Consider the following 23,153-nt stretch of genomic DNA (forward strand, 5'->3'; position numbering starts at 1 on the left):
TTACAGATGGAAAAATTAGTTTTTATCGGAATGCTAGTGTTCTTGGCATTTGTGTTTATTGGAATATTGTTTTGGCTGCGTTTTAGAATGAAGAACACCTTTGAGAACGGTGTTCCAGTGTACGATGCCCCAGCAAATAATCAGACTAGGACGAGTAAGCTAAGCGTAGGAGAGTATGCAGTGCACATAATTTTTATACTAATTAGCGCTGTAATTGCCTTTAAGGTCATGAGCATGTTCCGTCATGGGGCGGCGCCAATTGGTGCTGCTATAATCACGCCTTCTATAATGTCGCTTTTCAATGCACGAAGGAGGACCGGGAAATCTTGGATAGGTATCGTTGCGGTACTTATGGTATTCGTGTTTTTGATGTTTGTATATATAATTATAGGTCTACCTGATAACGCACCTCCACTTAAAATTGACGGAACTGAAATTCATCTTACAGAGACTAAGATTTCGGATTTGATAGACAAGGAGTTTGAAATTTATGTGTCAAATGGTAGACATGATTATCCTAATTATAACGAGCTTTTGACAACGGGAAGCTATACTAAATACCAAGGAGCTGGGGTTAGCGTACCAAACGGCTTTAAGTCCTATGACTCAGCAGTTACGCGATCCACCTATCTTCTTGTAAAGAAGAATGTAGTTCTCGGATGTATAGGTGTTTACGGAGATAAGAGGAAGAGTACGGAGCTGAAGGACTGTGTAGTTACGCAGGTTTGCTTCGATTCTGAGTGCACAGCTGTTGCCAAAAAACATGGAATTTCATATAATATAGATGGTATAGATTTGCTAAAGAAGCTTGACGAAAACGAGTTCACGAAAGTATTTGGGAAAAAAATATGGCTGACTCCAAACGAGCCAAGAGATGAATATTTGGGTCATTATGGCGTGCAGTGGGGAGCAGGTAACAATGAATTCTTTTGGAATCATTATTTTATGAATTTAGACCTTGATTCGAATAATGATATAGTTAATTTTAATTTTAGTTCCAAGATTGCAGCTGAGCTATTGGAAAATTAGCAAGGATACTTAGATAAAATGAAAAAGAAAAAAACGCTAAACAAGACAAAGTATGCCATTTATCTTCTTGTTGTCCATCTTATATGCATACTTTTCACTATAAGCAAAATAATGATACCTTCATGGGGACGCTGGTTAGAGACGACACGCTTTCTTTGGACAAGCTTTCCCATCTATGTATGTATACTAATAGCCATTTTTCCAATGGCATGTTTTTGGCCTTATTTGATTAGTGCAGATTTTAAGCCGGGTACATCAAAGACAATACTTGCGACTTTCGGCCTCATAGTAGGTAACGTGGCTCTGATTTTGATACATACGACTATTTTGCACAAGGTATTACAGAAATAAAAAAATCCCTGTTATAGGGATTTTTTAATTGCTGCAAGCAGCTCATCATATTCTTCAAATGCTGGAACCTCTTGGGTGATCCTACTTGATTGTTTCGGTGCTTCTAAACAAGAATCCTTGTATGAGACGGACTATTGAAACTCGATTTTCAGAACTTTGTGCTTTTTTTGATGTCGAACAAACACTAACTAGAGGCTTAACAGGATTGTAGTTGAGAATGGAGCAAATTGTACTGACTTATAATCTGAGATACTTTGAGATTAACTAGCACCACGAGTAAAAAATCTATATCTTACTATCAATAAGACCTTAAATGAGAAGCAAAAAATGTACAATTGAACCACTACTTCTTCTGCACCTATTAGAGTAAAAATGTACAAATCAATTCCTTAAATCAGATGATGTTATGAACTAGAAAATATACAAAATAACACTTCAAAATAATGTACAAAACAAAAATAAAGTACACTCTTTAAAGAATGTACTTTATGCTTCAAATTCAGTTGTATCAATGGTTTAGCACTTGTTAAGTCAATTGTACATAAACTTTTAGTTTTAAAAAATTTTTCTAGAGCTAATTATTCTTAATTATGTACTTTATTTAAGCAAAAACTAAAAATCGTTCAAATGTACATTAACTTTTATTTTTTCTATCAATGTTTAAATAACTATTACATAAACTTATAATTTTCTCTAAAATCAATAAAATCCAAATCAACAAACTGATTTGGATTTTTAACTCTCTATTAAATGTTCAAAATTATTCTAAATACGATTTAATAAGTTTTATACTTAACTTTGCTAGTCATTACTAGATAACACGATGCAACAATAACAATAATTCTGATTAGATACATTCCGTAATGGTCGTCACTCATAGTCAATTGAGAAAATACATTAATCATTGAATGTGTCATCACACAAATCCAGAGATTTTTTGTTTTTAAATAAAGAGCTGAAAGAATAAACGAATTTGTCAGCAACCCAAATAAAAAAGGTACTATTTGAAGGATGGCTATAGAACCATCTATATAAAAGAACAATAAATGCCAAATTGACCATATGATAAATGTTAAAATTGTCGCTTGAAAATAGTGGAACTTTTCTTGTAAAAGTGGCTGAAATACATATCTCCAACCAATTTCCTCCAAACCGCCAAATACAATAAACTTGAAAAACATCAGAAAAGGAAGATACCAGATAAATTGTACGATTTTCCCCCCAAAAAATAGAAAAGAGAAATCAAGAATAATAAGAAAAAATGCTAATAAATAATGTTTGTAACTGGTCTGAATGTTAAAAAAATCTTTTATTATTTTCTTTAAGTCAATCTCATAATAGCAAATGGCAACAATGCTACCCCATAAGGCTGTAGAGATTCCACCAATCATTACTCCGAAAATATTTACTAGAACAGAATGAACGCCATAATGATTGCAGAAAAATACAACTAAACAAACTAACAATAATTGACTAAAAGTCCCAAGTAAATAAACTGCAAGAGCTTTATTTCTACTCATATCATCTCCCTTTGGTTATAAAAAACAGTCAAAAGAGTTACATTTTGTGCATAAATAAAATTATGTAATAAATATATTTATAATCTTTTTACTCCTAAATTTACATAACTTAAATTATGTTTTTATAGTAGTAAATCTTTCACTTTTCCTATCTCACTTTTTGGAATCACGAGATGAATCATATCACCTAGATACATCCTTGTAGATCCATTAACTGTCTTACTTTTCCCATTATGTACTTGGGTTGTGATGAGCACATTATGAGGTAAATTGAGTTCATGTACTTGTTTACCAGCTATTTTATCTGAAACTGGAATTTCAATTAGAGTAACTTCACCATCATCAGTTGCTGATTCAGGTAACATTTTCTCAAGCATGGCTTCGTAAACAGGTGCTCCTTTGAGCATATCCATGACAATATAGGCAACTAAAGTCACCATGCCTAAAGGCATAAGATTTCGGATGTCACCAACCATTTCAGTTACAAGTATCATAGCTGTCAAAGGTGCTTTTGAGATAGCACCAAAATACCCACTCATTCCAAGAATCACAAAGATAGGAAATTGCTGTTGGCTAGCAAGGCCAAGATTGACACAAATAACACCTACTAAAGCACCCAGTAAAGAGCCTAAAGCTAAAATTGGTAAGAAAATACCACCTGGTAGTCCACTTCCGTAACTAATCATACTCCAGATAAAACGAATGATGAAGTAAACTAAGAGAATTTGGAAACTATAATCTTGTTCTGTTAAGGATAAGACAACCTGATTGCCCCCACCAAGTATTTGAGGTAGGAATATTCCCACAGGAATAATCAGGATAAAAGCAAAAATTGGATGATAAGCTTTGTCAATGTGAACCTTTTTCCCAATCCAATCATAAACTTTGCCGACATTCAGAACCGCTTTCTCATAAAGAAAACCTGAAAAACCAAGAAAAATCCCCATAAGCAGATAAATCCAATACTGACTCAAACTCATAAGAGGGATATTATCAGGCATATCAAGCACAGGTGTTAAGCCAAAGATGAGAAGGGAAACGAAGTTTGCTACTAGACTAGCAGCCAAGGTAGAAACCCAGAAGAATCGTGAAAAATGGTGATAGACTTCTTCTACTACAAATAGGAGTCCCGCAATCGGTGCATTAAAGGCCGCAGCAAGTCCAGCAGCAGCTCCGCTAGCAATCAAAGAACGCTCCTCAACAGGGCTAGACTTGAGCCATTTAGCAATTCCTTTTCCTCCAGCGGCACCTAGCTGAATACTAGGACCTTCACGACCGAGCATAAGCCCACTCGCAATGGCCAAAATACCTAGAATGTATTTCTTCCAGAGGATACTCCACCAATTGAGAGACATGAGACCTTTTAACTCTGCCTCAACTTGAGGAATACCAGAACCTTTGATATCTTTTTCTGATCGCGTTAATTTGGCACTAACTAAGCAAATTAGCATATAAAACAATAAAATAATCAATAGATTCCGTATCAGATTTTCTTGGTCTTGATAAAATCCTTGAACGATATGAAAGCCTTTTTCAATCAAAAAACGAAATGATCCTACAATAAGGCCCACGACTAATCCAACAATAATACCTCGCCCTACTTGAGCTAAAATCGTACTGGACGCGAAGGCAAATTCTTTCTTGGAACTAAGTATTTCCGACTGTTCCTCCATAATTCTCTCCTTTAATTATCTTTTACTAGTTTCTGAAATGATCGTTTTAATCGGTTCAAAGCTTGTGCGATGAATCGGTGTAACACCATGCTTTTCTAAACCTTCTAAATGTTTAGCCGTTCCATAACCAGCGTTTTGAGAAAAATCATAACCTGGAAATTCCTGGTCATAGTTAGCCATAATCTTATCTCTGGTAACCTTAGCAATGATGGATGCTGCTGCAATGGATAGAGAATTCGCATCTCCTTTGATGATGGATGTCTGAGAAATCGGCAAATCCAACTTCATTGCATCAATCAAAAGGTGTTCTGGTTGAGGGTCAAGCTGAAAGATAGCTTCTTTCATGGCTAGTTTAGTTGCTTCATAGATATTGACCTGATCAATGACTTGATTGTCCATAATTCCAATACCAATTGCTAGTGCATTGTCCTTAACGGCCTGAAAAATCTCCTCGTGTTTTTTCTTAGGGATTTTTTTACTGTCATTTAAACCTTTAATCTTACAATTTTTAGGAAGAATGACTGCTGCAGCAACAACAGGACCAGCTAAAGGTCCACGTCCAACTTCATCAACACCTGCAATTAAACTAATACCTTGAGCGTAAAGCTCTTTTTCATATCGAAGCATAGCTTCTAAGCGAAGATTTTCATCGATTTCAGCTTGAATGGCTTTCTTACGCTTTTCAATTTCCTTTTGAACACCTGAACGAGAATCTTTTTCAAACTCCTTAAACAAGGGACTTTCAAGTTCTCTTATCTTCCCTAATTCTTCTTTTATTTCTTTAATCGTTGCCATCTAGATCTTCCAATGTATCTAAGGTATAGTTACCAAGTTTTCCATCACGAACTTCCTTGACGAAGAGATTGTAGAAGCGATCGTAATCATCACGGAAACCAAGGATACGTGTCATATCAATGATGATTTCAGGAGCTTCATCGTCCAGATTCATTTGTTTAAAACGTTCTTGAAGCTTTTCAGGGTAATGTGTTTTAAAGTAATTAAGACCAAAAATCGTCACTTCATCCATTGGAAGCAACTGATCTTTGATAGCTCCAGTTAATGCGAGTTTGAGTGCTACGGTTTCATCTTCAAATTTTGGCCATAGAATCCCTGGAGTATCCAAGATTTCCAAATCTTTATTTGTTTTGAGCCATTGTTGGCCTTTTGTCACACCAGGTTTATTACCAACTACAGCAATTTTCTTACCAGCCAAACGGTTCATCAGGGTTGATTTACCAGCGTTTGGAATCCCGATAATCATGGTACGCAAGGTCTCGATTTGAATCCCACGTTCCTTCTGACGAGCAATTTTATCTGCCATGAGTTTCTTAGCAGCGTCTGTTACGACTTTAACTGTAATTTGCTCTTTAGAATTGATTGCAAGTGTTTGAATTCCTTGGGATCCGAAGTACTGACGCCATTCTTTTGTCAATACTGGGTCTGCAAGATCTGCCTTGTTTAAAATCAGTAGTCTTGGCTTGTCTCCGATGATTTTAGTCAGCATCGGATTTTGACTAGACAAGGGCAAACGCGCATCTACTAAAACTGTTACAAAGTCAACAAATTTTAAATTTTCCTGGACCTGACGACGTGCCTTAGACATATGTCCAGGAAACCATTGAATAGTTGCCATTTTATTTCCTTTTCTTCATACAAACTTATTCTATAAAACAAAGATGATTACTGACTATTTTACCATATTTTGGCTATTTTTGCAGTTGAATGATATCTCAATAAAAGGGAAATCCCCCTTTACCAAGAGGAAAAGAGGGATAAAATTCTTATTGATGAACAGCTTGAGCTGCTGTGATTAGAGTTAGTTTATAAACATCGTCAGAGTTACATCCGCGAGAAAGGTCATTTACAGGTTTGTTAAGTCCTTGCAATACAGGTCCAACTGCAGCAAATCCGCCAAGACGCTCTGCCATCTTGTAACCAATGTTACCAGCTTCAATACCTGGGAAGATAAAGACATTAGCTTGTCCAGCTACATTACTTCCTGGTGCTTTAAGAGCTGCAGTTTCTGGAACGAAGGCAGCATCAAATTGCAATTCCCCATCAATTTCAAGGTCTGGACGAAGCTCATGAGCGATTTTTGTTGCTTCAACAACCTTATCAACACTTTCACCAAAACCTGAACCTTTAGTTGAATAGCTAAGCATAGCAATTTTAGGTTCGATACCAAACATCTTAGCTGTGATAGCTGAGTTAATCGCGATTTCAGCTAGAGCATCAGCATCTGGGTTGATGTTGATAGCACAGTCACCGAACAAGTAACGTTCAGTGCCACGAACCATAAGGAAGGCACCTGATGTACGGCTCACATTTGGACGAGTCTTGATGATTTGAAGTGCTGGACGAACTGTTGAAGCTGTAGAGTGAATAGCTCCTGAAACCATACCATCAACCAAGCCCATATAGACTAACATAACACCGAAGTAGTTAACATCGTTGCTGAGCACTTCTCTCGCTTCTTCTTCAGTCATTTTTCCTTTACGACGTTCAACAAGTGAAGCAACCATATCTTCAAATTGTGGGTAATGTTCTGGATCGATGACTTCGTAACCTTCTGTAATTCCTTCGATTTCGAGATAGATTTTAATCTTGTCAGGGTTTCCTAGAAGAACTGGGATAACTTCTGTTTCTTTAACCAAACGCTTCGTTGCTTGTAGGATACGTGGTTCTTCACCTTCAGGTAGAACGATGCGAGCATTTTTACCAACTAGGTTGGCTTTCAAACTTTCAAAAACTTCCATGAGTTTTGACTCCTTTTAAGATAAATTATTATTTGATAACTGTGTAATAAGTATGTCGAAATCATCCGGCAGTGGGCACTCAAGCACTAACTGTTCTTCTAAGAAAGGATGATAAAACGATAAGTAATGGCAATGTAGAGCCTGGCGTTCTATGCCATGCTCTAAGCTTCCCCCATAAAGATCATCTCCGAGTAACGGAAAACCAATATGCGAGAAATGAACCCGAATCTGGTGGGTTCTCCCAGTATGGAGACGAATATCAACTAAGTGAATATTCCCGTAAGATGCCACGATTTGATAGGACGTATGGGCATATTTTCCACCCTTTGCTACTCGTCGAGTGATGATAGAATCTTCATCTCGGGCTATTGGAGCGATGATTTCTCCCTTTGGTTCCAGATGTCCATCTCCCTTGACTAGGGCGTAATAACGCTTTTCAATAGCCTTCTTTTGCAACTGTTTATCTAATCTGGCATGCGCATAGCCGTGTTTAGCAAAAAGCATCAATCCAGAGGTATCTCTATCAAGCCGAGTCACAATATGAACCTGCTGATTCTCATAGTTTTGTTTTACATAGTAGCCCTTAATAAAGTTGGCAATGGTATTAGAATGATTGACACTAGGGATTGAAGCGACTCCAAAGGGTTTGTTGATAATCAAGAAATGATCATCTTCAAATAGAATATCTAGAGGATAATCAATTGCTTCAAGTGTCTCGAATCCTTCCTCTGGCGGAATATCAATGACGACCTCATCTCCGATATCTAAGAGATAGGTTGCATTCTGCGGATGCCCGTTGACTCGAATATCACCACCTCGAAACTTAATCTTGGCAAGTAACCCTTTAGAAACTTCATGTTTTTTCAGAAAGGTTTTGATCTTGACATGTTCGTCAGCAATAAACTGAAACCTCATTCGTCCACCTCACCAATAAAGGCATCTTTAACACGATTCCAAAAACTGGTGTGGCTCGGCGTGGCTACAAAATGAATCTTGTGGTGATCAATCTGATACTCTATTTTCTCAATATTTCGGAAAGAATAAATACTATTATCGATTGAGATTGTGTGATAGTCATTTCGAGTCGGTATCAATTCAATCTTGTCTTTTTTAGGAACAATAATTGATGAACCAAGTGTGCGATAGATTCGGTTGTTCAAACTAGCAATTTCAGCCAATTGTAGGGCCTCTATGGTCGGGTGCAGTACTGCTCCACCAAGTGATTTATTATAAGCAGTACTTCCAGTCGGTGTTGAAACTGTTAGACCATCACCACGAAAACGTTCGAAGGGAACATGGTTAATAATGACATCAGCAACCATAGTTCGATCCGCTCGACGAATGCTAGCTTCATTTAGTGCTCGGAAAGACTTGACTTCACCATTTTCGAGAAATATTTTGACACTTAAGAGTGGATAAGACACTTGAGCACCATTATCCAACTGTAAATTTGTAACCAATTGGTCCAACTCAAAATCACGATAATCCGTATAAAAACCTAAATGTCCTGTATGAACCCCAACAAAACGAACCTTATCCAGTTGGTTTTCATACTTATGAAAAGCAGACAACAACATCCCATCTCCGCCAATAGAGACGACGATATCTGGATTTTTATCATTCAGGATAAAATTATTCTTTTTTAATCGTTCTTTTAACTCGAATAGAACTTTCTGACTCTGAGGCTTACGGTTGGCAATTAGGTCAATTCGTTTACCTGTATTCTTCATCGGTATCGTCACTGTTTCCTACCCCGTCATTTAACTTTCTGTGCAAAGGATCAAAGAGCGCTTGTGCTTCCTGGATATCAGCACGTATTTTACTCATTTCTTCGTCTAGCTGATGTGAAATTCTGGCTGTAATTTCAAGTCGTTCCTTGATTTCCTCTGGGAAATCTCCTTGATATTTATAGTTGAGTGAATGCTCGATTGTAGCCCAAAAGTTCATAGCCAAGGTACGAATTTGAATCTCAACTAGAATGGATTTTGCACCGTAAATCGTATCAACCATATACTCAATAATCACATGGTAAGAACGATAACCTGAAGCCTTTCGATGAGTAATGTAATCACGTTCTTGAACAACTCTCATATCCTGTCTTTTACGAAGGATAGAAACAACCTCGTTTACGTCGTCTACAAATTGAACCATGACACGTAAACCTGCAATATCTTGCAAATCCTGTTCAAGTGTGTCATAGCCAATACCTCGGCGTGCCATTTTTTCTTTGATACTTTCAATCGGTTTAACCCGACCCGTGACAAACTCGATTGGAGAATGTCGGTTTTGTTTTCTGTATTGTTTTCGGATTCCTCGGAGTTTTATTTTTAATTCTCCGACAGCTTGAATGTAAGGATCTAAAAATTCTTCCCATTCTGTAATCATATAACTCTTACGTCCAATTCTCTATGCAGTTTAATTTATCTAGTTTTTGATTTTCTCATGAAAATCATATACAATAAATACAATGCTTATTATACCATAAATCGCTTTCAAATATAAAGAAAAGGTTGTAAAAATGAAACATTTAGAAATAGAAATGAAAACACTTCTCAGTGAAGAAGAATATGATCGATTGCTAGCTCAATTTTCAGAAGTCACTCCTGTTACACAAAAAAATTACTACCTAGATACGCCTGATTTTTACCTTCGCCAACATAAAATCGCTATGCGCATTCGTACGTTCGATACAAGCGCCGAACTGACCATAAAAATTCCTCAAAAAGTTGGAAATATGGAATACAACCAGTCCCTCACTCTTGAGGAGGCTAAAAATTGTCTTGCCCAATGTAAACTTCCTCAGGGGATGATTCAAGAAGAACTAACTAGCCGTGGACTTTCAACAAGTGGTTGGGTGGTTTTAGGTTGTTTAACCACTGTTCGTTATGAGAAAGAGACGTCTATCGGACTGATGGCACTTGATCAAAGTAGCTACTTCGATGTTGTTGATTATGAACTAGAGTTGGAAGTCGAAAATGGAGACCAAGGAAGTGTTGATTTTCAGGAGTTTTTACAGGCAAATGATATCGAATATAAGAAAGCACCTTCAAAATTAGTTCGATTTATAGAAAATATGAAAAATAACTGAAATAATCAACTTTTTTTGATAAAATAGAAGAGATAAAAAATAATAGAATCTGTAATGGACTACAGTTGTTAATAAAATGTTTCCTTTTACTGATTCACATAGTTTATAGAGGACGGTTTATCAATGTCAGATACAAAGAATATGAAGCTTTTTTCACTTTCATCAAATCATGAAATTGCTCAAAAAATTGCGGATGCTGCAGGTGTTCCGCTTGGAAAATTATCATCACGTCAATTCTCAGATGGTGAAATCCAAGTTAACATCGAAGAAAGTGTTCGTGGCTATGATGTTTATATCATCCAGTCTACTTCTTATCCTGTTAGCAATCATTTGATGGAACTTTTAATCACTGTTGATGCCTGTGTTCGTGCTAGTGCAAATACAATAAATGTTGTCATGCCTTATTTTGGTTATGCACGTCAAGACCGTATTGCTTCTTCTCGCGAGCCTCTTACAGCTAAACTTGTTGCGAATATGTTGGTAAAAGCTGGAGTTAGTCGGGTATTAACTCTTGATCTTCATGCTGTTCAGGTTCAAGGTTTCTTTGATATTCCTGTAGATAACCTCTATACAATCCCACTATTTGCAAAACACTACTGCGATAAAGGGTTGACTGGTTCAGATGTGGTTGTTGTTAGTCCTAAAAACTCTGGTGTAAAACGGGCTCGTAGTCTTGCAGAATACCTAGATGCACCAATTGCTATCATCGACTATGCTCAAGATGATTCTGAACGTAGCCAAGGTTACATTATCGGTGATGTTGAAGGTAAGAAGGCAATCTTGATTGATGACATTCTTAACACCGGTCGCACTTTCTCTGAAGCTGCTAAAATTTTAGAACGTGATGGAGCAACAGAAATTTACGCAGTATCTAGTCATGGACTGTTCGTTAACGGTGCTGCGGAGTTGTTGGATGCTGCTAATATCAAGGAAATTCTGGTTACAGATTCTGTATCAACAGAAAGTAAAAAACCTCAAAACGTTCAATACATCACTGCAAGCGAATTGATTGGTGATGCAATGGTTCGTATTCACGAAAGAAAACCAGTTAGTCCGCTATTTAAATTTAAATAGAAATTAGGTGAGTTTTTGATTTATTTAGATAATGCTGCTACGACACCGATGTCATCTGCAGCTATCTCAGCAATGACTCAAGTCATGCAAGAAACTTATGGCAACCCTTCTAGTATTCATGGCCATGGGCGTCAAGCAGGCAAATGTTTACGTGAAGCACGTCAAGAATTAGCAGGGTTACTAGGTACAAAGCCCCAACACATTTTCTTTACTTCTGGTGGGACTGAGAGTAATAATACAGCTATTATCGGCTACTGTCTCCGTCATCAAAATCGTGGAAAACATATTATCACTACTGCTATCGAGCATCATGCAGTTCTTGAGCCAATCGAATATCTGGTAGAAAATTTCGGATTTGAAGTAACGATTTTAAAACCTGAAAATCAAGAAATTACAGCAGACCAGGTAAAACATGCACTGCGTGAAGAGACCATTCTAGTTTCAACTATGTATGTCAACAACGAAACTGGTACTCTATTGCCAATAGCTGAGATCAGTGAAGTTCTAAAAGAACATCCAGCAGCTTATCATGTAGATGCTGTCCAGGCAATTGGAAAATTGGAGATTTTTCCTGAAGAATTAGGAATTGATTTTCTCAGTGCTTCCGCCCATAAATTTCACGGTCCAAAGGGTATCGGTTTCCTATACGCTGCTTCTACAGATTTTGACTCTTACCTACATGGAGGAGATCAAGAGCAGAAAAAAAGAGCCGGGACAGAAAATCTTCCTGCAATTATAGGGATGGTTGCAGCCCTTAAGGACGATCTTGAACATTTAGAAAGTAATTTTGAAAAAGTTCAAAAGCTACAGAAAATGTTTCTGGCCGAGATGGGCGGAGTAAACTATTATCTAAATCAAGGTAAGAAAAATCTCCCTTACGTCCTCAATATCGGATTCCCAGGTCAACGTAATGATCTGCTACTCCTTCGTCTGGATCTTGAAGGTATTTCGATTTCAACAGGATCCGCTTGTACAGCTGGTATTGTTCAGGTCAGTCATGTTCTTCAAGCCTGCTACGGAGAGGATTCTCCTCGCTTACATGAATCTGTTCGCGTCAGCATTTCACCTCAAAATACAGAACAAGAAATGATAACTCTCGCCAAAACTTTAAAAGAAATTATCGGAGGTTAACTCAATGGCATTTGAACAAACGATTAAACTAAAAAATTGTCGTTATGATTACACACTTAACCCAACCGTAAAAAAGTTCACACTAAAAGATAACACTTTTTTTGAGACGAAAGTTGGTAACTATGAATTAACACGCCTTCTTGAAAAAGTTCCAAACAGTGGAGAAGGTTTTCAACTCAAGATTATTATCAATAAAGACTTGACAGGTGCAAAAATCAATATCACTGATAAATTTGGCTTACGTCTAGTTGATATCTTCAAATCAGAAGAAACTCATATTCACCAAGAAAAATTCTACTTCTTGATGGACAGTCTTGTTGAACGTGGTGTCTTTACTAAAAGCGAAAAATAGAAAGCAATTATGTATCAATTAAATTATAAAGATAGCTATCAAGTAGACCGTGTGCTAGAATACGAAGACTACGATGCTCTTATGTTGTCACTTTCAGGTTGCGTGACTCTTCCAGATACGACTCTTATCACTTCCTTAACACACAATGGAGTTGAAATCTATCAGGGGCTTCTAGGTAATCTCTACCGCTTTCTAACAAGCTACCATGAAAATAACTAAACTAAGATTTTTTCTTAGTTTTTTTTCGTTATTGTTGCAATTTTCACAAGCTTTCTATAAAATAGTAGATAGAAAGGTTGTGATTTTGTGAAAGAAAAACAGTCTGCTATTCCTAAAGCAACAGCAAAGAGACTTTCTCTCTATTACCGTATTTTTAAAAGATTTAATGCCGAGAAAATTGAAAGAGCTAATTCCAAACAAATTGCAGAAGCGATTGGAATTGATTCTGCCACTGTTCGTCGTGACTTCTCTTACTTTGGCGAACTTGGACGTCGTGGATTTGGCTATGATGTTAAAAAGCTCATGAACTTTTTCGCTGATCTTTTAAATGATAATTCTATTACCAATGTCATGCTTGTGGGTATTGGAAATATGGGACATGCCCTCCTCCACTACCGCTTTCATGAGCGCAACAAAATGAAAATTATCATGGCTTTTGACCTAGATGATCATCCAGAGGTTGGTACCAAAACACCCGACGGTGTTCCAATCTATGGAATCTCTCAAATAAAGGACAAAATTAAGGATAGTGATGTTAAAACTGCTATTCTTACTGTTCCTAGTGTTAAATCTCAAGAAGTTGCGGAACTTTTGGTTAATGCTGGTATCAAAGGTATCCTCAGTTTTTCTCCTGTTCACCTACATCTTCCTAAAGACGTAGTTGTTCAGTATGTCGATCTTACTAGCGAACTTCAAACCCTCCTCTATTTCATGCGAAAAGAGGATTAGAAAGCGAATTGATTTATGAAAAAACCAGTTATTGGGATTACAGGAAATGAAACCCCGCATCCAGATGATGATCTTATGATGAGTTATGCTGCCAAAGGCTTTGTTGAAGGAGTTAAGGAAGCTGGAGGTATCCCCATTATCCTACCAATTGGTGATGAAGAAATGGCTGGTTACTACATCAGCCTAATTGATAAACTCATACTAACAGGTGGGCAAAATGTTGACCCAAAATTCTATGGTGAACCTAAATCTATCGATAGTGATGACTACCATCTTCAAAGAGACATTTTTGAACTAGCACTCATCAAAGAGGCCATCAAACAAAAGAAACCGATTTTCTCTGTCTGTCGTGGCACTCAACTCTTTAATGTAGCTATGGGGGGATCTCTCTATCAAGAGATTGAGGATCATTGGCAAGATACTTCTGCTGAGTATACAACTCAGAGACTGGTTACTGAACCGGATACGATTCTCCGAGAAATATATGGGGAAATTTCTCATATCAACTCTTTTCATCATCAAAGTATTAAGGATCTAGCTCCGAATCTGAAGGTTGTAGCTCACGATCCTAAAGATGGTATTATCGAAGCTGTTACAACTACAGACGGCTTCCCTTATCTTGGTGTTCAATGGCATCCAGAATTCCTTTTTGAAAATCGTCCTAAGGATAAAGAACTCTTTAACTATGTTGTGAATAAATTGTAAAACCTGTATCATATACAGGTTTTTTATATCATATCCGTCTTCTCGCGGTAACTAAAATAATCAGAATGAGAGACAATTAAATGGTCCAATAAGATCAATCCCATTAATTCGCAGGCTTCTTTAACAAGCTTCGTAACATGGTCATCATTGGGGCTAGGAACTACTGCTCCTGATGGATGATTATGAACCAGAATCACAGATGTTGCCATATGCTTCAAAGCGTAGTGGAGAATTTCTCTCGGTTCAGCAATGCTTCTCGTGGCAGACCCGATAAAAATAGTCTGCTGGTGAATGATTTGATTTTGAGTATTCAGATAGAGCGCCACTAGGTGCTCTTGTTTTTTATCTCCAAGCTCAGACTGCATCTTTTTAGCTAATTTACGACTGCTAAGAATACTCTCCTTTTCCACCGTTTCCCTTTTATGGATACGGTATCCTAATTCGATAACAGCTTGTAATTCGATTGCCTTAACACGTCCAATACCTGATAAAGTCTGCAATTCCTGTAGGCTCATTTTTTTTAAATCTGTTAGGCAAGTTAGGTTATTTAAAAGCTTCTGTGCTATTTCAAAGACATTGGCCTGTTTTGTTCCTGTTCTTAGCAAGATAGCTAGTAATTCTTGATTACTGAGAGCCTCTACTCCTTCCCTGACTAGTCTTTCTCTTGGTAAGAGCGAATCTTCTTGAAATGAAATACTATACATAAAAATCCTCCTCACTTAATTATTCGTGAGAAGGATCCTTAATTCGATAAAAACTAGTTATTTTTAGATTTTTTCAAGTGCAAGACGCAAATCTTCAATCAAATCATCGACATTTTCAAGACCGATTGAAAGACGGATTTGATTTTTAGTTACTCCTGCTGCTTCTAGATCTGAGTCAGACAACTGAGCATGTGTTGTAGTTGCGGGATGAACCACCAATGATTTAGCATCTGCTACATTGGCTAAGTTTGAAAAGATTTCCAAGTTGTCAATCACTTTACGAGCTTCTGCTTCTCCACCTTTAACGTGGAAGGTAAAGATTGAACCAACTCCTTTTGGTAAATATTTCTCAGCTAATGCGTGGTAAGGACTATCAACTAATTTCGGATAGTTGACTTTTTCAACCTTTGGATGGTTTACAAGGAAATCAACGATTTTTTCAGCATTTTGAACATGACGTTCAACTCGAAGAGAAAGTGTTTCAAGACCTTGTAAAAGCAAGAATGAGTTAAACGGTGAAAGAGCAGCTCCCATATCGCGAAGTAACTGAACGCGAGCAGCTACGATAAAGGCTGCAGCACCAACATCACGGGTATAACTGATATTGTGGTAGCTTGGATCTTCTTCGACTAATTGAGGGAATTTTCCTGAAGCAGACCAGTTAAATTTACCGCTATCAACGATGACACCACCAATAGTTGTCCCATGACCACCGATAAACTTAGTTGCTGAATGAACTGCAATGTCTACACCATGTGAAAAGACATTGATAAGATAAGGTGTAGCAAAAGTATTGTCTGCGATCAAAGGAATCTGATGTTTGTGAGCAATTTCAGCGATTTTTTCGATATCTGGAATATTGATAACTGGATTACCCAAGGTTTCAATCAAGACAAGTTTAGTATTGTCTTTAATCGCTGCTTCTACTTCTTCTAGATTATCAATATCAACAAAAGTTGTGGTGATTCCATAACGAGGAAGTGTTTCTTTCAAGAGGTTAAAGGTACCACCATAGATGGTTGATGCTGCAACGACGTGGTCTCCTGCGTGAGCTAGAGCTAAAATCGTGTAAGTAATAGCTGCCATCCCTGACGCAGTTGCAAGTGCACCTACACCACCTTCAAGGGCTGCGATACGCTCTTCAAAGGCTGATGTTGTTGGGTTTGTGATACGAGTATAGATATTACCAGCCTTTTGAAGAGCAAAGAGATCTGCACCCTCTTGTGTATCTTCAAATACAAAAGATGTTGTTTGGTAAATTGGAACAGCACGAGACTTGGTAGTCGCATCTACCACTTGTCCTGCATGCAATTGAAGAGTTTCAAATTTAAATTCACGAGTCATATTTAGACCTCCAAAGATTTCATTAGGTTCATTGTATCACCTAATTCGTTCAGTTACAAGTACAACTTTGTTATATCTTGGCATAAGAAATAGCTATGACTATTATTAGAATTGTAGAATTTTTTTCAGATAGTTTAAAATGTTTGTATTCACTTCTCCTATACTTTATAATGTTTACAAAGGAGAAAACTATGTCAGAAATTACTCATGAAATTGATGCAAACTTTGCTGGCCGTTTAAATATCTTGCGCGCTGGTGTACTGGGCGCAAATGATGGAATCATCTCTATCGCTGGAGTTGTTATTGGGGTTGCCAGTGCTACAACGAATATCTGGATTATCTTCCTCTCAGGATTGGCTGCCATCTTAGCGGGTGCCTTCTCTATGGCTGGAGGTGAATATGTTTCAGTATCCACTCAAAAAGACACTGAAGAAGCTGCTGTAGCTCGTGAGCAATTACTTTTGGATAAGGATATCGAAGCTGCAAAGAAATCTCTCTATGCTGCTTATCTTCAAAATGGTGAGTGTGAAACTTCAGCTCAACTTTTAGTCAATAAAGCTTTTCTTAAAAATCCACTTAAAGCCTTAGTTGAGGAAAAATACGGAATCGAGTATGAAGAGTTTACCAATCCTTGGCATGCTGCAGCATCTAGCTTCATCGCTTTTGTTCTTGGTAGTTTACCACCAATGCTTTCCATTACTATCTTTCCAAGTGACTATCGAATCCCTGCTACTGTTTTTATCGTTGCGATTTCTCTATTGATTACAGGTTATACCAGTGCAAAACTCGGGAAAGCCCCAACAAAAACAGCTATGATTCGAAACCTTTGTATCGGTCTTTTAACCATGGGAGTGACCTATCTATTGGGTCAGTTGTTTAGTATTTAAAAAAGATACCTCGAGGTATCTTTTTTATTATCCAAACATAAACAATTAAGTAAAACTACCAAAACCAACCTTTATCATCATCGATTGGCTCAGCTTCTTTAATCTTACGTGGGCCAGTTCCGTACATATCAGCTTCGATATCTTCCTTTGTTGGCAAGATAGAGGCTAAGATGATGTAGATGATGATTCCAAGTCCGAAGTTTGCGATTGTAAAGATAGCAAAGATGAAGCGCACAAGAGTAACATCAAGGTCCCATTTATCAGAGAGTCCAGCAAGTACTCCTGATATCATACGATTTCGTCTCATTTTGTAAAAATTTTTATTCATAGTTTGTACCTCTTTCGGTATTCTTGTAATAAGTATAACATGAAATAAAAACTGCTTGCATCAGTCCTTAGGCGGATTTTGTAAAATGAGTTTACCACGACAGAGACCACAACGATAGCGTTTGGTATCAATTCGTCGCTTTCGTTGATAGGTTTGGTGACAAGTCTGACAAGTATAGACTAGTACTGGTGTTTGACTAACACTTGATAAGGGAGGAACAAAGCGGATCCCGTCCACTTCTTTTAACAGTTCCTTAAAGGCTACATCTTTATGTTTATACCCCTTGCCCTCATAGTATAGATGATAATGACAGAGTTCGTGACGGACAATTTTCCGAAAAACCTCTAAACCAAGTTCTTGATAGACTTTGGGATTAAAATCCAAATGCCCATCCTTTGGAAAGAATCGCCCACCTGTCGACCGTAGACGAGAATTCCATTGAGCTTGGTGTTTGAAAGGTTTCCCAAAGTCTTCTAAAGAAACTTGTCGAACGTAATTAGTTAGATTCATCTGGTGCAAGGAGCGACAGATTTACTTTTTCTCGTTGGACATCAATCTTCTTCACCCAAACGGTTACCAAATCACCAACTGAAACGACTTGACTCGGATGTTTGATGAATTTCTTGCTCATGTGAGAGATATGAATCAGTCCATCCTCGTGAATACCAATATCAACAAAGGCACCGAAGTCAACGACATTACGAACAACGCCCTCAAGCTTTTGGCCAACTTTTAAGTCCTTGATATCCAAGACATCCTGACGAAGGACTGGAGTATCAAAAGAATCACGGAAATCACGACCTGGTTTTAAAAGATCTGCAATAATATCTTTGAGGGTTTCTTGACCGAGGTCTAATTCTTGGGCCATTTCCATGATTGAAATAGATTTAAGTTTGGCTTGTGCTTCTTCATTTAAGTCTTTAATGTCCAAACGTTTGAAGAGTTCCTTGACAGCAGCATAGTTTTCTGGGTGAACACCTGTGTTGTCAAGGATATTGCTACTTTCAGGGATACGGAGGAAACCTGCAGCTTGTTCAAACGCTTTAGCACCTAATCGAGGGACTTTCTTGATTTGGGCGCGTGAAGTGATTTTACCTTCTTCTTCACGATACTTCACGATATTTTCAGAGATTGTTTTGTTAAGACCAGCTACGTGCGAAAGTAAGGCTGGACTAGCTGTATTGACATTGACACCGACTTGGTTAACGACTGTATCAACAACAAAGTCAAGACTTTCAGACAGTTTTTTCTGACTAACATCGTGCTGATATTGACCGACACCGATGGATTTTGGATCGATTTTAACCAATTCAGCAAGTGGGTCTTGCAAGCGACGAGCAATAGAAATAGCAGAACGTTTTTCAACGGTTAAGTCAGGAAACTCTTGACGAGCAAGTTCACTAGCAGAATAGACAGATGCACCACTTTCATTGACAATGACATAGCTAACATCAGGAAAATCTTTAAGCACTTCAGCTACAAAGGCTTCACTCTCACGACTAGCAGTACCATTGCCGATAGCAATGATTTCTACACCATATTGGCCAATCAAATCTGCCAAATCTCTCTTTGCTTCTTCAATCTGACGAGCTGAAGCTGGTTTGACGGGATAAATGACTTGCGTTGTTAGCATCTTCCCAGTCGCATCAACGACTGCAAGCTTGGCACCTGTACGAAAGGCAGGGTCAAATCCAAGGACCACGCGCCCTTTAAGAGGAGCAACAAGGAGAAGATTGCGAAGGTTTTCTGAGAAGAGTTGGATAGCTCCTTCTTCTGCCTTTTCTGTTAATTCTGTACGAATACGGCGCTCAATAGCTGGTAATACTTTTTTCTTAACAGATTGCTGAATAACTTCGTCAATATAAGCATTCTTAACTTTGAAACGAACACTAAAGAAAGATAGAATACGATCAGTTGCATGCTCAAAGCCAATTTTCAAAATGCCTAGCTTCTCACCACGATTAAGTGCAAGCGTACGGTAACCTTGCATGTTAGCAACTGTCTCTGAGAAATCGTAATAAATCTGAAAAACTTGTTTTTCATCAAGACTCTCATCTTTGACTTGAGAAGTAATCATAGAGCGTCTAAGTACCTCTTGATAGGTCATTGAACGTAAATGAACATCCTCGGATAGTGCTTCAACCAAGATGTCTACAGCCCCAGCCAAAGCTTCTTGAGGAGTTTCGAAACCTTCACAGACAAAAGCTTCTGCTTCTTTTTCTAGGTTAGAAACATTTTGTAAAATTAAACGAGCAAGTGGAAAAAGTCCAGCCTCACGCGCAATGGTTGCCTTGGTCCGACGTTTCTCCTTATAGGGAAGATAGAGTTCTTCTACATCTGCGAGTTTTTCAGCTGATAGAATTGCTTCTTCTAACTCCTTAGTTAGCTTGCCTTGCTCTTTGATTTTTGCTAAGACGGCTTCCTTACGATCATTTAGAGCAGTTAAACTCTTATCGAGGTCGATAATAGCCTTAATGGCTACCTCATCTAGACTTCCTGTCATATCTTTCCGATAACGGGCGATAAAGGGGATAGTTGCTCCTTCTGCTGTCAAAGACAAGACAGTATCAATCTGCTTTAAAGTTACACCCAAATCTTGGGAAATTTTTTCATATTTTTTATCCATGAAACTATTATACCATAAGGAAGAAAGCTTGTTTTCATTAATTTGTTGCTTTATTTCAACTTTATAAAGATAAAAGCCATGTTTATTTTAAAATCCAAACATTTCTTAGAAATAATAGTATAATAGTCTTAACAAAAAGAATCGAGGTATGCCTTATGGCTGTTAAATTTACAAAAACTGATGACTTAGATAAGATGTTCGAAGAATTCGCTAAACTACCTGATTTAAAGCAAGTAACATTTCCAGATGACAAAGAAAAGAAAGATAAGGCAGAAAAGAAAAAATAGATGGCACTCTTTCAAAGTTTACCTTCTAATGTGCTACAAGCTGGCGCCATTTTTCTTTCAATTATCATTGAAGCTTTACCCTTTGTCTTAATTGGTAGTATCATCTCTGGTGCCATTGAAGTCTATGTCACACCTGAGAAGGTTTATAAATTTCTCCCTAAAAACCGCTTGGGGAGAATCTTTTTTGGTAGCTTCATCGGCTTCCTCTTCCCTTCTTGCGAGTGTGGAATCGTTCCGATCATCAACCGCTTTTTAGAAAAGAAGGTTCCAAGCTATACAGCTGTTCCCTTTCTAGTAACCGCTCCTATCATCAATCCTATCGTACTTTTTGCGACTTATTCAGCCTTTGGTAATTCCATTCAAATGGTTTTCCTAAGAGCTTTGGGTGCTATTCTTGTTGCTACTATATTGGGTATCTTTCTTGGATTTTTCTGGGAGGGACCTATCCAAAAGGAAAATAGATTGGCTTGTCATGAGCATGATTTTTCTCACTTGAGTAAAAGTCAAAAAATCCTTCAGGTATTCATTCAAGCTATTGATGAATTCTTTGATATGGGGCGTTACTTGGTCTTTGGCTGTCTTTTTGCAAGTATAGTCCAAGTCTATGTACCAACTCGTATCCTGACATCCATCAGTGCGACACCACTGCTCGCTATTGTTCTTTTAATGGTCTTATCCTTCCTACTATCCCTCTGTAGTGAAGCTGATGCCTTTATTGGATCTTCACTTCTCTCTAGTTTTGGCTTTGCTCCAGTTCTTGCCTTTCTGGTTATAGGTCCCATGCTTGATGTCAAGAACCTCCTCATGATGAAGAATTATCTCAAAACTCGCTTTATTTGGCAATTCATGACAATTGTAACTCTTGTTGTTCTTGTCTATTCTTATCTAGTCGGGGTGATGCTATGATTCGATTTTTTATCTTATTTGGCTATTTTATCTTAACCCTTTATCTGCACCTATCAGGTAAGCTCAATCAGTATATAAACCTCCACTACTCTTATCTGGCTTATATCACTATGGTTTTGTCATTGTTACTAGCCATCGTTCAAGCCTATATTTGCTTCAAGCCTTTGAAAGAACATAGTCACTTACATAGTTTTTCAGCCAAGCTTGCTAGTTTTGTCCTCTTAAGTTTACCCTTGTTAGTTGGATTTACCTTTCCAACCGTCACTCTGGATTCACAAACAGTATCGGCAAAAGGATATTATTTCCCTTTGTCGGAAGGAACTGACAAGGCAATCCAAGCAAGTGAAGGAACGAGCAGTCAGTATCTTAAGCCGGATACCAGTCGCTTTTATTCACAAACAGCTCATGAAAATATTATTCGGAAGAGTGCTGATAAGTACTTAGCTCAATCTAGTATAGTTATAAATGATGAAAATTACCTGGAGGTCATGGAAGCTATCTATGATTATCCAAATGAATTTGAAGGCAAGGAAATCGAGTTTATTGGCTTTGTCTACAACGATCCCAGTCACAGCGATAGTCAATTTGTCTTTCGCTTTGGTATCATGCACTGTATCGCTGATTCAGGAGTTTTTGGCCTCTTAACCACAGGAAATACCAATCATTATGAGAATAACACCTGGGTGAGAGTCAAAGGTAAGATTAGCAATCACTATCACAAGGAACTCAACCAGGTTCTCCCAACCCTTGAAGTCCAGTCTTTCATCAAAGTGGACAAACCAGAAAATCCGTATGTTTACAAAGAATTTTAAAAAAGTAGCCTGAGCGGGCTACTTTTTCTTGTTTAACAAGTCTTTAACTTCTTGAGCTCCAACATGATCGCCTGCTTTTTCAAAAAGATCGATAGCTTGCAAAAAATTCTCTTGCGATTTTTCAGGTTTTTCTATAGAATAAATCTCTCCCAATCCTCTATAAGCGCAGGCCTGAGCAATAAAATCATCTGTTTGTAAAGCTTGCTTTAAGGACTGCTCCATATACATGATCGATTTTTCGATTTCCCCAATCTTAAATCGTAAATAACCTTGCTCATATTTATTGACAGAAGATTTTAGTGCATCCTCTGAAAAAGAATCTTCAATAACTTCTCGCTCTTTTTCTATATAGCTAAGAGCCGTTTGATAGTCATTCATTTCACGATAGACCATGGCTAACTGGTGATAGCCGATATGTTCGTTTTCTTTATCCTGACTTGAAATTGCCACATCTAGATAGTTTTGATAAATCAGCAAAGCTTCTTTGTAATCTTTTTCAAAGAACTTAATATATCCCATTAAATTGAGAAGGTCATAATCCTTACATGTTTCCAATGAAAAGTTTTCTGAGACTAATTTCTTGGCCTCTTCAATCTTCCCCTCAAACAATAATTCCCAGGCTTGATTCATAC

Annotated in this window: 26 protein-coding genes and 1 pseudogene; 13 read left to right on the forward strand and 14 right to left on the reverse strand. The window is 37.7% G+C overall.

What is annotated here, in order from left to right:
* The first annotated feature begins 6 nt into the window (after positions 1-6).
* Positions 7-1,029 carry a hypothetical protein gene (locus tag QM382_RS02370; RefSeq protein ID WP_414272305.1) on the forward strand — a complete coding sequence of 341 codons (1,023 nt, stop codon included), beginning with the start codon at positions 7-9 and terminating at the stop codon, positions 1,027-1,029.
* A gap of 472 nt (positions 1,030-1,501) precedes the next feature.
* A pseudogene (locus QM382_RS02375) lies at positions 1,502-1,591 on the forward strand (IS982 family transposase); the annotation flags it as partial.
* A 565-nt stretch (positions 1,592-2,156) separates the two neighbouring features.
* Here the strand turns inward: QM382_RS02375 and QM382_RS02380 are convergent.
* From QM382_RS02380 to QM382_RS02415, 8 genes are all read right to left on the reverse strand, one after another.
* On the reverse strand, positions 2,157-2,900 hold the full coding sequence (locus QM382_RS02380; RefSeq protein ID WP_195184374.1) for a CPBP family intramembrane glutamic endopeptidase: 744 nt from the start codon (positions 2,898-2,900) through the stop codon (positions 2,157-2,159).
* Positions 2,901-3,022: 122 nt separating this feature from the next.
* The gene (locus tag QM382_RS02385; RefSeq protein ID WP_414272306.1) at positions 3,023-4,573 is read right to left on the reverse strand and encodes a chloride channel protein; all 1,551 of its coding nucleotides are present in this window, start codon (positions 4,571-4,573) and stop codon (positions 3,023-3,025) included.
* A gap of 15 nt (positions 4,574-4,588) precedes the next feature.
* Positions 4,589-5,368 carry a ribonuclease HII gene (locus tag QM382_RS02390; protein WP_414272307.1) on the reverse strand — a complete coding sequence of 260 codons (780 nt, stop codon included), beginning with the start codon at positions 5,366-5,368 and terminating at the stop codon, positions 4,589-4,591.
* Positions 5,355-6,206 (reverse strand): ribosome biogenesis GTPase YlqF, encoded by an 852-nt coding sequence (gene ylqF, locus QM382_RS02395; RefSeq protein WP_414272308.1) that lies wholly within the window; start codon positions 6,204-6,206, stop codon positions 5,355-5,357. The genes QM382_RS02390 and ylqF overlap by 14 nt, the downstream gene beginning before the upstream one ends.
* Before the next feature lie 148 nt (positions 6,207-6,354).
* Positions 6,355-7,329, reverse strand: a complete 975-nt coding sequence (pta, locus tag QM382_RS02400) for a phosphate acetyltransferase (RefSeq protein WP_178895014.1) — start codon at positions 7,327-7,329, stop codon at positions 6,355-6,357.
* 15 nt (positions 7,330-7,344) lie between these two features.
* Positions 7,345-8,244 (reverse strand): RluA family pseudouridine synthase, encoded by a 900-nt coding sequence (locus QM382_RS02405; RefSeq protein WP_414272309.1) that lies wholly within the window; start codon positions 8,242-8,244, stop codon positions 7,345-7,347.
* Positions 8,241-9,059 (reverse strand): NAD kinase, encoded by an 819-nt coding sequence (locus tag QM382_RS02410; protein WP_004252947.1) that lies wholly within the window; start codon positions 9,057-9,059, stop codon positions 8,241-8,243. The genes QM382_RS02405 and QM382_RS02410 overlap by 4 nt, the downstream gene beginning before the upstream one ends.
* On the reverse strand, positions 9,043-9,714 hold the full coding sequence (locus tag QM382_RS02415; RefSeq protein WP_414272310.1) for a GTP pyrophosphokinase: 672 nt from the start codon (positions 9,712-9,714) through the stop codon (positions 9,043-9,045). The genes QM382_RS02410 and QM382_RS02415 overlap by 17 nt, the downstream gene beginning before the upstream one ends.
* Before the next feature lie 133 nt (positions 9,715-9,847).
* Between QM382_RS02415 and QM382_RS02420 the strand changes: the two genes are divergently transcribed.
* From QM382_RS02420 to QM382_RS02450, 7 genes are all read left to right on the forward strand, one after another.
* On the forward strand, positions 9,848-10,417 hold the full coding sequence (locus QM382_RS02420) for a CYTH domain-containing protein (RefSeq protein WP_414272311.1): 570 nt from the start codon (positions 9,848-9,850) through the stop codon (positions 10,415-10,417).
* A gap of 123 nt (positions 10,418-10,540) precedes the next feature.
* On the forward strand, positions 10,541-11,491 hold the full coding sequence (locus tag QM382_RS02425; protein ID WP_214261923.1) for a ribose-phosphate diphosphokinase: 951 nt from the start codon (positions 10,541-10,543) through the stop codon (positions 11,489-11,491).
* Positions 11,492-11,506: 15 nt separating this feature from the next.
* The gene (locus QM382_RS02430; RefSeq protein ID WP_414272312.1) at positions 11,507-12,622 is read left to right on the forward strand and encodes a cysteine desulfurase family protein; all 1,116 of its coding nucleotides are present in this window, start codon (positions 11,507-11,509) and stop codon (positions 12,620-12,622) included.
* 4 nt (positions 12,623-12,626) lie between these two features.
* Positions 12,627-12,974 carry a DUF1831 domain-containing protein gene (locus tag QM382_RS02435; RefSeq protein ID WP_414272313.1) on the forward strand — a complete coding sequence of 116 codons (348 nt, stop codon included), beginning with the start codon at positions 12,627-12,629 and terminating at the stop codon, positions 12,972-12,974.
* Positions 12,975-12,983: 9 nt separating this feature from the next.
* Positions 12,984-13,193, forward strand: a complete 210-nt coding sequence (locus QM382_RS02440) for a DUF4649 family protein (RefSeq protein ID WP_414272314.1) — start codon at positions 12,984-12,986, stop codon at positions 13,191-13,193.
* 87 nt (positions 13,194-13,280) lie between these two features.
* The gene (locus QM382_RS02445) at positions 13,281-13,922 is read left to right on the forward strand and encodes a redox-sensing transcriptional repressor Rex (RefSeq protein ID WP_049496213.1); all 642 of its coding nucleotides are present in this window, start codon (positions 13,281-13,283) and stop codon (positions 13,920-13,922) included.
* Positions 13,923-13,937: 15 nt separating this feature from the next.
* Entirely contained in the window at positions 13,938-14,627 is a 690-nt protein-coding gene (locus QM382_RS02450; protein WP_049496210.1) for a gamma-glutamyl-gamma-aminobutyrate hydrolase family protein, read from the forward strand.
* A 23-nt stretch (positions 14,628-14,650) separates the two neighbouring features.
* Here the strand turns inward: QM382_RS02450 and radC are convergent, their stop codons facing one another.
* Together radC and QM382_RS02460 are read right to left on the reverse strand one after the other, a co-directional pair.
* Positions 14,651-15,331 carry a RadC family protein gene (radC, locus tag QM382_RS02455; protein ID WP_414272315.1) on the reverse strand — a complete coding sequence of 227 codons (681 nt, stop codon included), beginning with the start codon at positions 15,329-15,331 and terminating at the stop codon, positions 14,651-14,653.
* A 63-nt stretch (positions 15,332-15,394) separates the two neighbouring features.
* The gene (locus QM382_RS02460; protein ID WP_414272316.1) at positions 15,395-16,675 is read right to left on the reverse strand and encodes an O-acetylhomoserine aminocarboxypropyltransferase/cysteine synthase family protein; all 1,281 of its coding nucleotides are present in this window, start codon (positions 16,673-16,675) and stop codon (positions 15,395-15,397) included.
* Positions 16,676-16,866: 191 nt separating this feature from the next.
* On the opposite strand from QM382_RS02460, the gene QM382_RS02465 reads away from it, so the two are divergent.
* Positions 16,867-17,562, forward strand: coding sequence for a VIT family protein (locus tag QM382_RS02465; protein WP_414272317.1), 696 nt, complete (start codon positions 16,867-16,869; stop codon positions 17,560-17,562).
* Between the two features lie 55 nt (positions 17,563-17,617).
* On the opposite strand, the gene QM382_RS02470 is transcribed toward QM382_RS02465, so the two are convergent.
* The 3 genes from QM382_RS02470 to QM382_RS02480 are packed head-to-tail and all read right to left on the reverse strand — an operon-like array spanning position 17,618 to position 20,516.
* Complete coding sequence (locus tag QM382_RS02470) at positions 17,618-17,890, reverse strand: PspC domain-containing protein (RefSeq protein WP_414272318.1); 273 nt, start codon at positions 17,888-17,890, stop codon at positions 17,618-17,620.
* A gap of 60 nt (positions 17,891-17,950) precedes the next feature.
* Positions 17,951-18,400 carry a SprT family protein gene (locus tag QM382_RS02475; RefSeq protein ID WP_414272319.1) on the reverse strand — a complete coding sequence of 150 codons (450 nt, stop codon included), beginning with the start codon at positions 18,398-18,400 and terminating at the stop codon, positions 17,951-17,953.
* The gene (locus QM382_RS02480; RefSeq protein WP_414272320.1) at positions 18,387-20,516 is read right to left on the reverse strand and encodes a Tex family protein; all 2,130 of its coding nucleotides are present in this window, start codon (positions 20,514-20,516) and stop codon (positions 18,387-18,389) included. Before QM382_RS02480 ends, QM382_RS02475 begins: the two co-directional genes overlap by 14 nt.
* Positions 20,517-20,671: 155 nt before the next feature.
* Between QM382_RS02480 and QM382_RS02485 the strand changes: the two genes are divergently transcribed.
* Genes QM382_RS02485 through QM382_RS02495 form a run of 3 tightly spaced genes read left to right on the forward strand, consistent with a single transcriptional unit; the run spans position 20,672 to position 22,521 of the window.
* On the forward strand, positions 20,672-20,803 hold the full coding sequence (locus QM382_RS02485; protein WP_000268695.1) for an SPJ_0845 family protein: 132 nt from the start codon (positions 20,672-20,674) through the stop codon (positions 20,801-20,803).
* On the forward strand, positions 20,804-21,709 hold the full coding sequence (locus QM382_RS02490; RefSeq protein ID WP_414272321.1) for a permease: 906 nt from the start codon (positions 20,804-20,806) through the stop codon (positions 21,707-21,709).
* Entirely contained in the window at positions 21,706-22,521 is an 816-nt protein-coding gene (locus QM382_RS02495; RefSeq protein WP_414272322.1) for a TIGR03943 family putative permease subunit, read from the forward strand. Before QM382_RS02490 ends, QM382_RS02495 begins: the two co-directional genes overlap by 4 nt.
* An 18-nt stretch (positions 22,522-22,539) precedes the next feature.
* Here the strand turns inward: QM382_RS02495 and QM382_RS02500 are convergent, their stop codons facing one another.
* Positions 22,540-23,151 (reverse strand): tetratricopeptide repeat protein, encoded by a 612-nt coding sequence (locus tag QM382_RS02500; protein WP_414272323.1) that lies wholly within the window; start codon positions 23,149-23,151, stop codon positions 22,540-22,542.
* Positions 23,152-23,153 lie beyond the last annotated feature (2 nt).

Origin of the sequence: Streptococcus infantis (genome assembly GCF_047465185.1) — a bacterium.
GTDB classification, from domain to species: domain Bacteria; phylum Bacillota; class Bacilli; order Lactobacillales; family Streptococcaceae; genus Streptococcus; species Streptococcus infantis_O.

Bases quoted from the DNA above. Each gene is read 5' to 3' on its own strand.
- QM382_RS02500 (WP_414272323.1), bottom strand. From the start codon at position 23,151: ATGAATCAAGCCTGGGAATTATTGTTTGAGGGGAAGATTGAAGAGGCC.
- QM382_RS02380 (WP_195184374.1), bottom strand. From the start codon at position 2,900: ATGAGTAGAAATAAAGCTCTTGCAGTTTATTTACTTGGGACTTTTAGT.
- QM382_RS02475 (WP_414272319.1), bottom strand. From the start codon at position 18,400: ATGAATCTAACTAATTACGTTCGACAAGTTTCTTTAGAAGACTTTGGG.
- ylqF (WP_414272308.1), bottom strand. From the start codon at position 6,206: ATGGCAACTATTCAATGGTTTCCTGGACATATGTCTAAGGCACGTCGT.
- QM382_RS02495 (WP_414272322.1), top strand. From the start codon at position 21,706: ATGATTCGATTTTTTATCTTATTTGGCTATTTTATCTTAACCCTTTAT.
- QM382_RS02390 (WP_414272307.1), bottom strand. From the start codon at position 5,368: ATGGCAACGATTAAAGAAATAAAAGAAGAATTAGGGAAGATAAGAGAA.
- QM382_RS02420 (WP_414272311.1), top strand. From the start codon at position 9,848: ATGAAACATTTAGAAATAGAAATGAAAACACTTCTCAGTGAAGAAGAA.
- QM382_RS02370 (WP_414272305.1), top strand. From the start codon at position 7: ATGGAAAAATTAGTTTTTATCGGAATGCTAGTGTTCTTGGCATTTGTG.
- QM382_RS02415 (WP_414272310.1), bottom strand. From the start codon at position 9,714: ATGATTACAGAATGGGAAGAATTTTTAGATCCTTACATTCAAGCTGTC.
- QM382_RS02425 (WP_214261923.1), top strand. From the start codon at position 10,541: ATGTCAGATACAAAGAATATGAAGCTTTTTTCACTTTCATCAAATCAT.
- pta (WP_178895014.1), bottom strand. From the start codon at position 7,329: ATGGAAGTTTTTGAAAGTTTGAAAGCCAACCTAGTTGGTAAAAATGCT.
- QM382_RS02465 (WP_414272317.1), top strand. From the start codon at position 16,867: ATGTCAGAAATTACTCATGAAATTGATGCAAACTTTGCTGGCCGTTTA.
- QM382_RS02490 (WP_414272321.1), top strand. From the start codon at position 20,804: ATGGCACTCTTTCAAAGTTTACCTTCTAATGTGCTACAAGCTGGCGCC.
- QM382_RS02485 (WP_000268695.1), top strand. From the start codon at position 20,672: ATGGCTGTTAAATTTACAAAAACTGATGACTTAGATAAGATGTTCGAA.
- QM382_RS02435 (WP_414272313.1), top strand. From the start codon at position 12,627: ATGGCATTTGAACAAACGATTAAACTAAAAAATTGTCGTTATGATTAC.
- QM382_RS02460 (WP_414272316.1), bottom strand. From the start codon at position 16,675: ATGACTCGTGAATTTAAATTTGAAACTCTTCAATTGCATGCAGGACAA.
- QM382_RS02405 (WP_414272309.1), bottom strand. From the start codon at position 8,244: ATGAGGTTTCAGTTTATTGCTGACGAACATGTCAAGATCAAAACCTTT.
- QM382_RS02410 (WP_004252947.1), bottom strand. From the start codon at position 9,059: ATGAAGAATACAGGTAAACGAATTGACCTAATTGCCAACCGTAAGCCT.
- QM382_RS02440 (WP_414272314.1), top strand. From the start codon at position 12,984: ATGTATCAATTAAATTATAAAGATAGCTATCAAGTAGACCGTGTGCTA.
- QM382_RS02385 (WP_414272306.1), bottom strand. From the start codon at position 4,573: ATGGAGGAACAGTCGGAAATACTTAGTTCCAAGAAAGAATTTGCCTTC.
- radC (WP_414272315.1), bottom strand. From the start codon at position 15,331: ATGTATAGTATTTCATTTCAAGAAGATTCGCTCTTACCAAGAGAAAGA.
- QM382_RS02450 (WP_049496210.1), top strand. From the start codon at position 13,938: ATGAAAAAACCAGTTATTGGGATTACAGGAAATGAAACCCCGCATCCA.
- QM382_RS02480 (WP_414272320.1), bottom strand. From the start codon at position 20,516: ATGGATAAAAAATATGAAAAAATTTCCCAAGATTTGGGTGTAACTTTA.
- QM382_RS02470 (WP_414272318.1), bottom strand. From the start codon at position 17,890: ATGAATAAAAATTTTTACAAAATGAGACGAAATCGTATGATATCAGGA.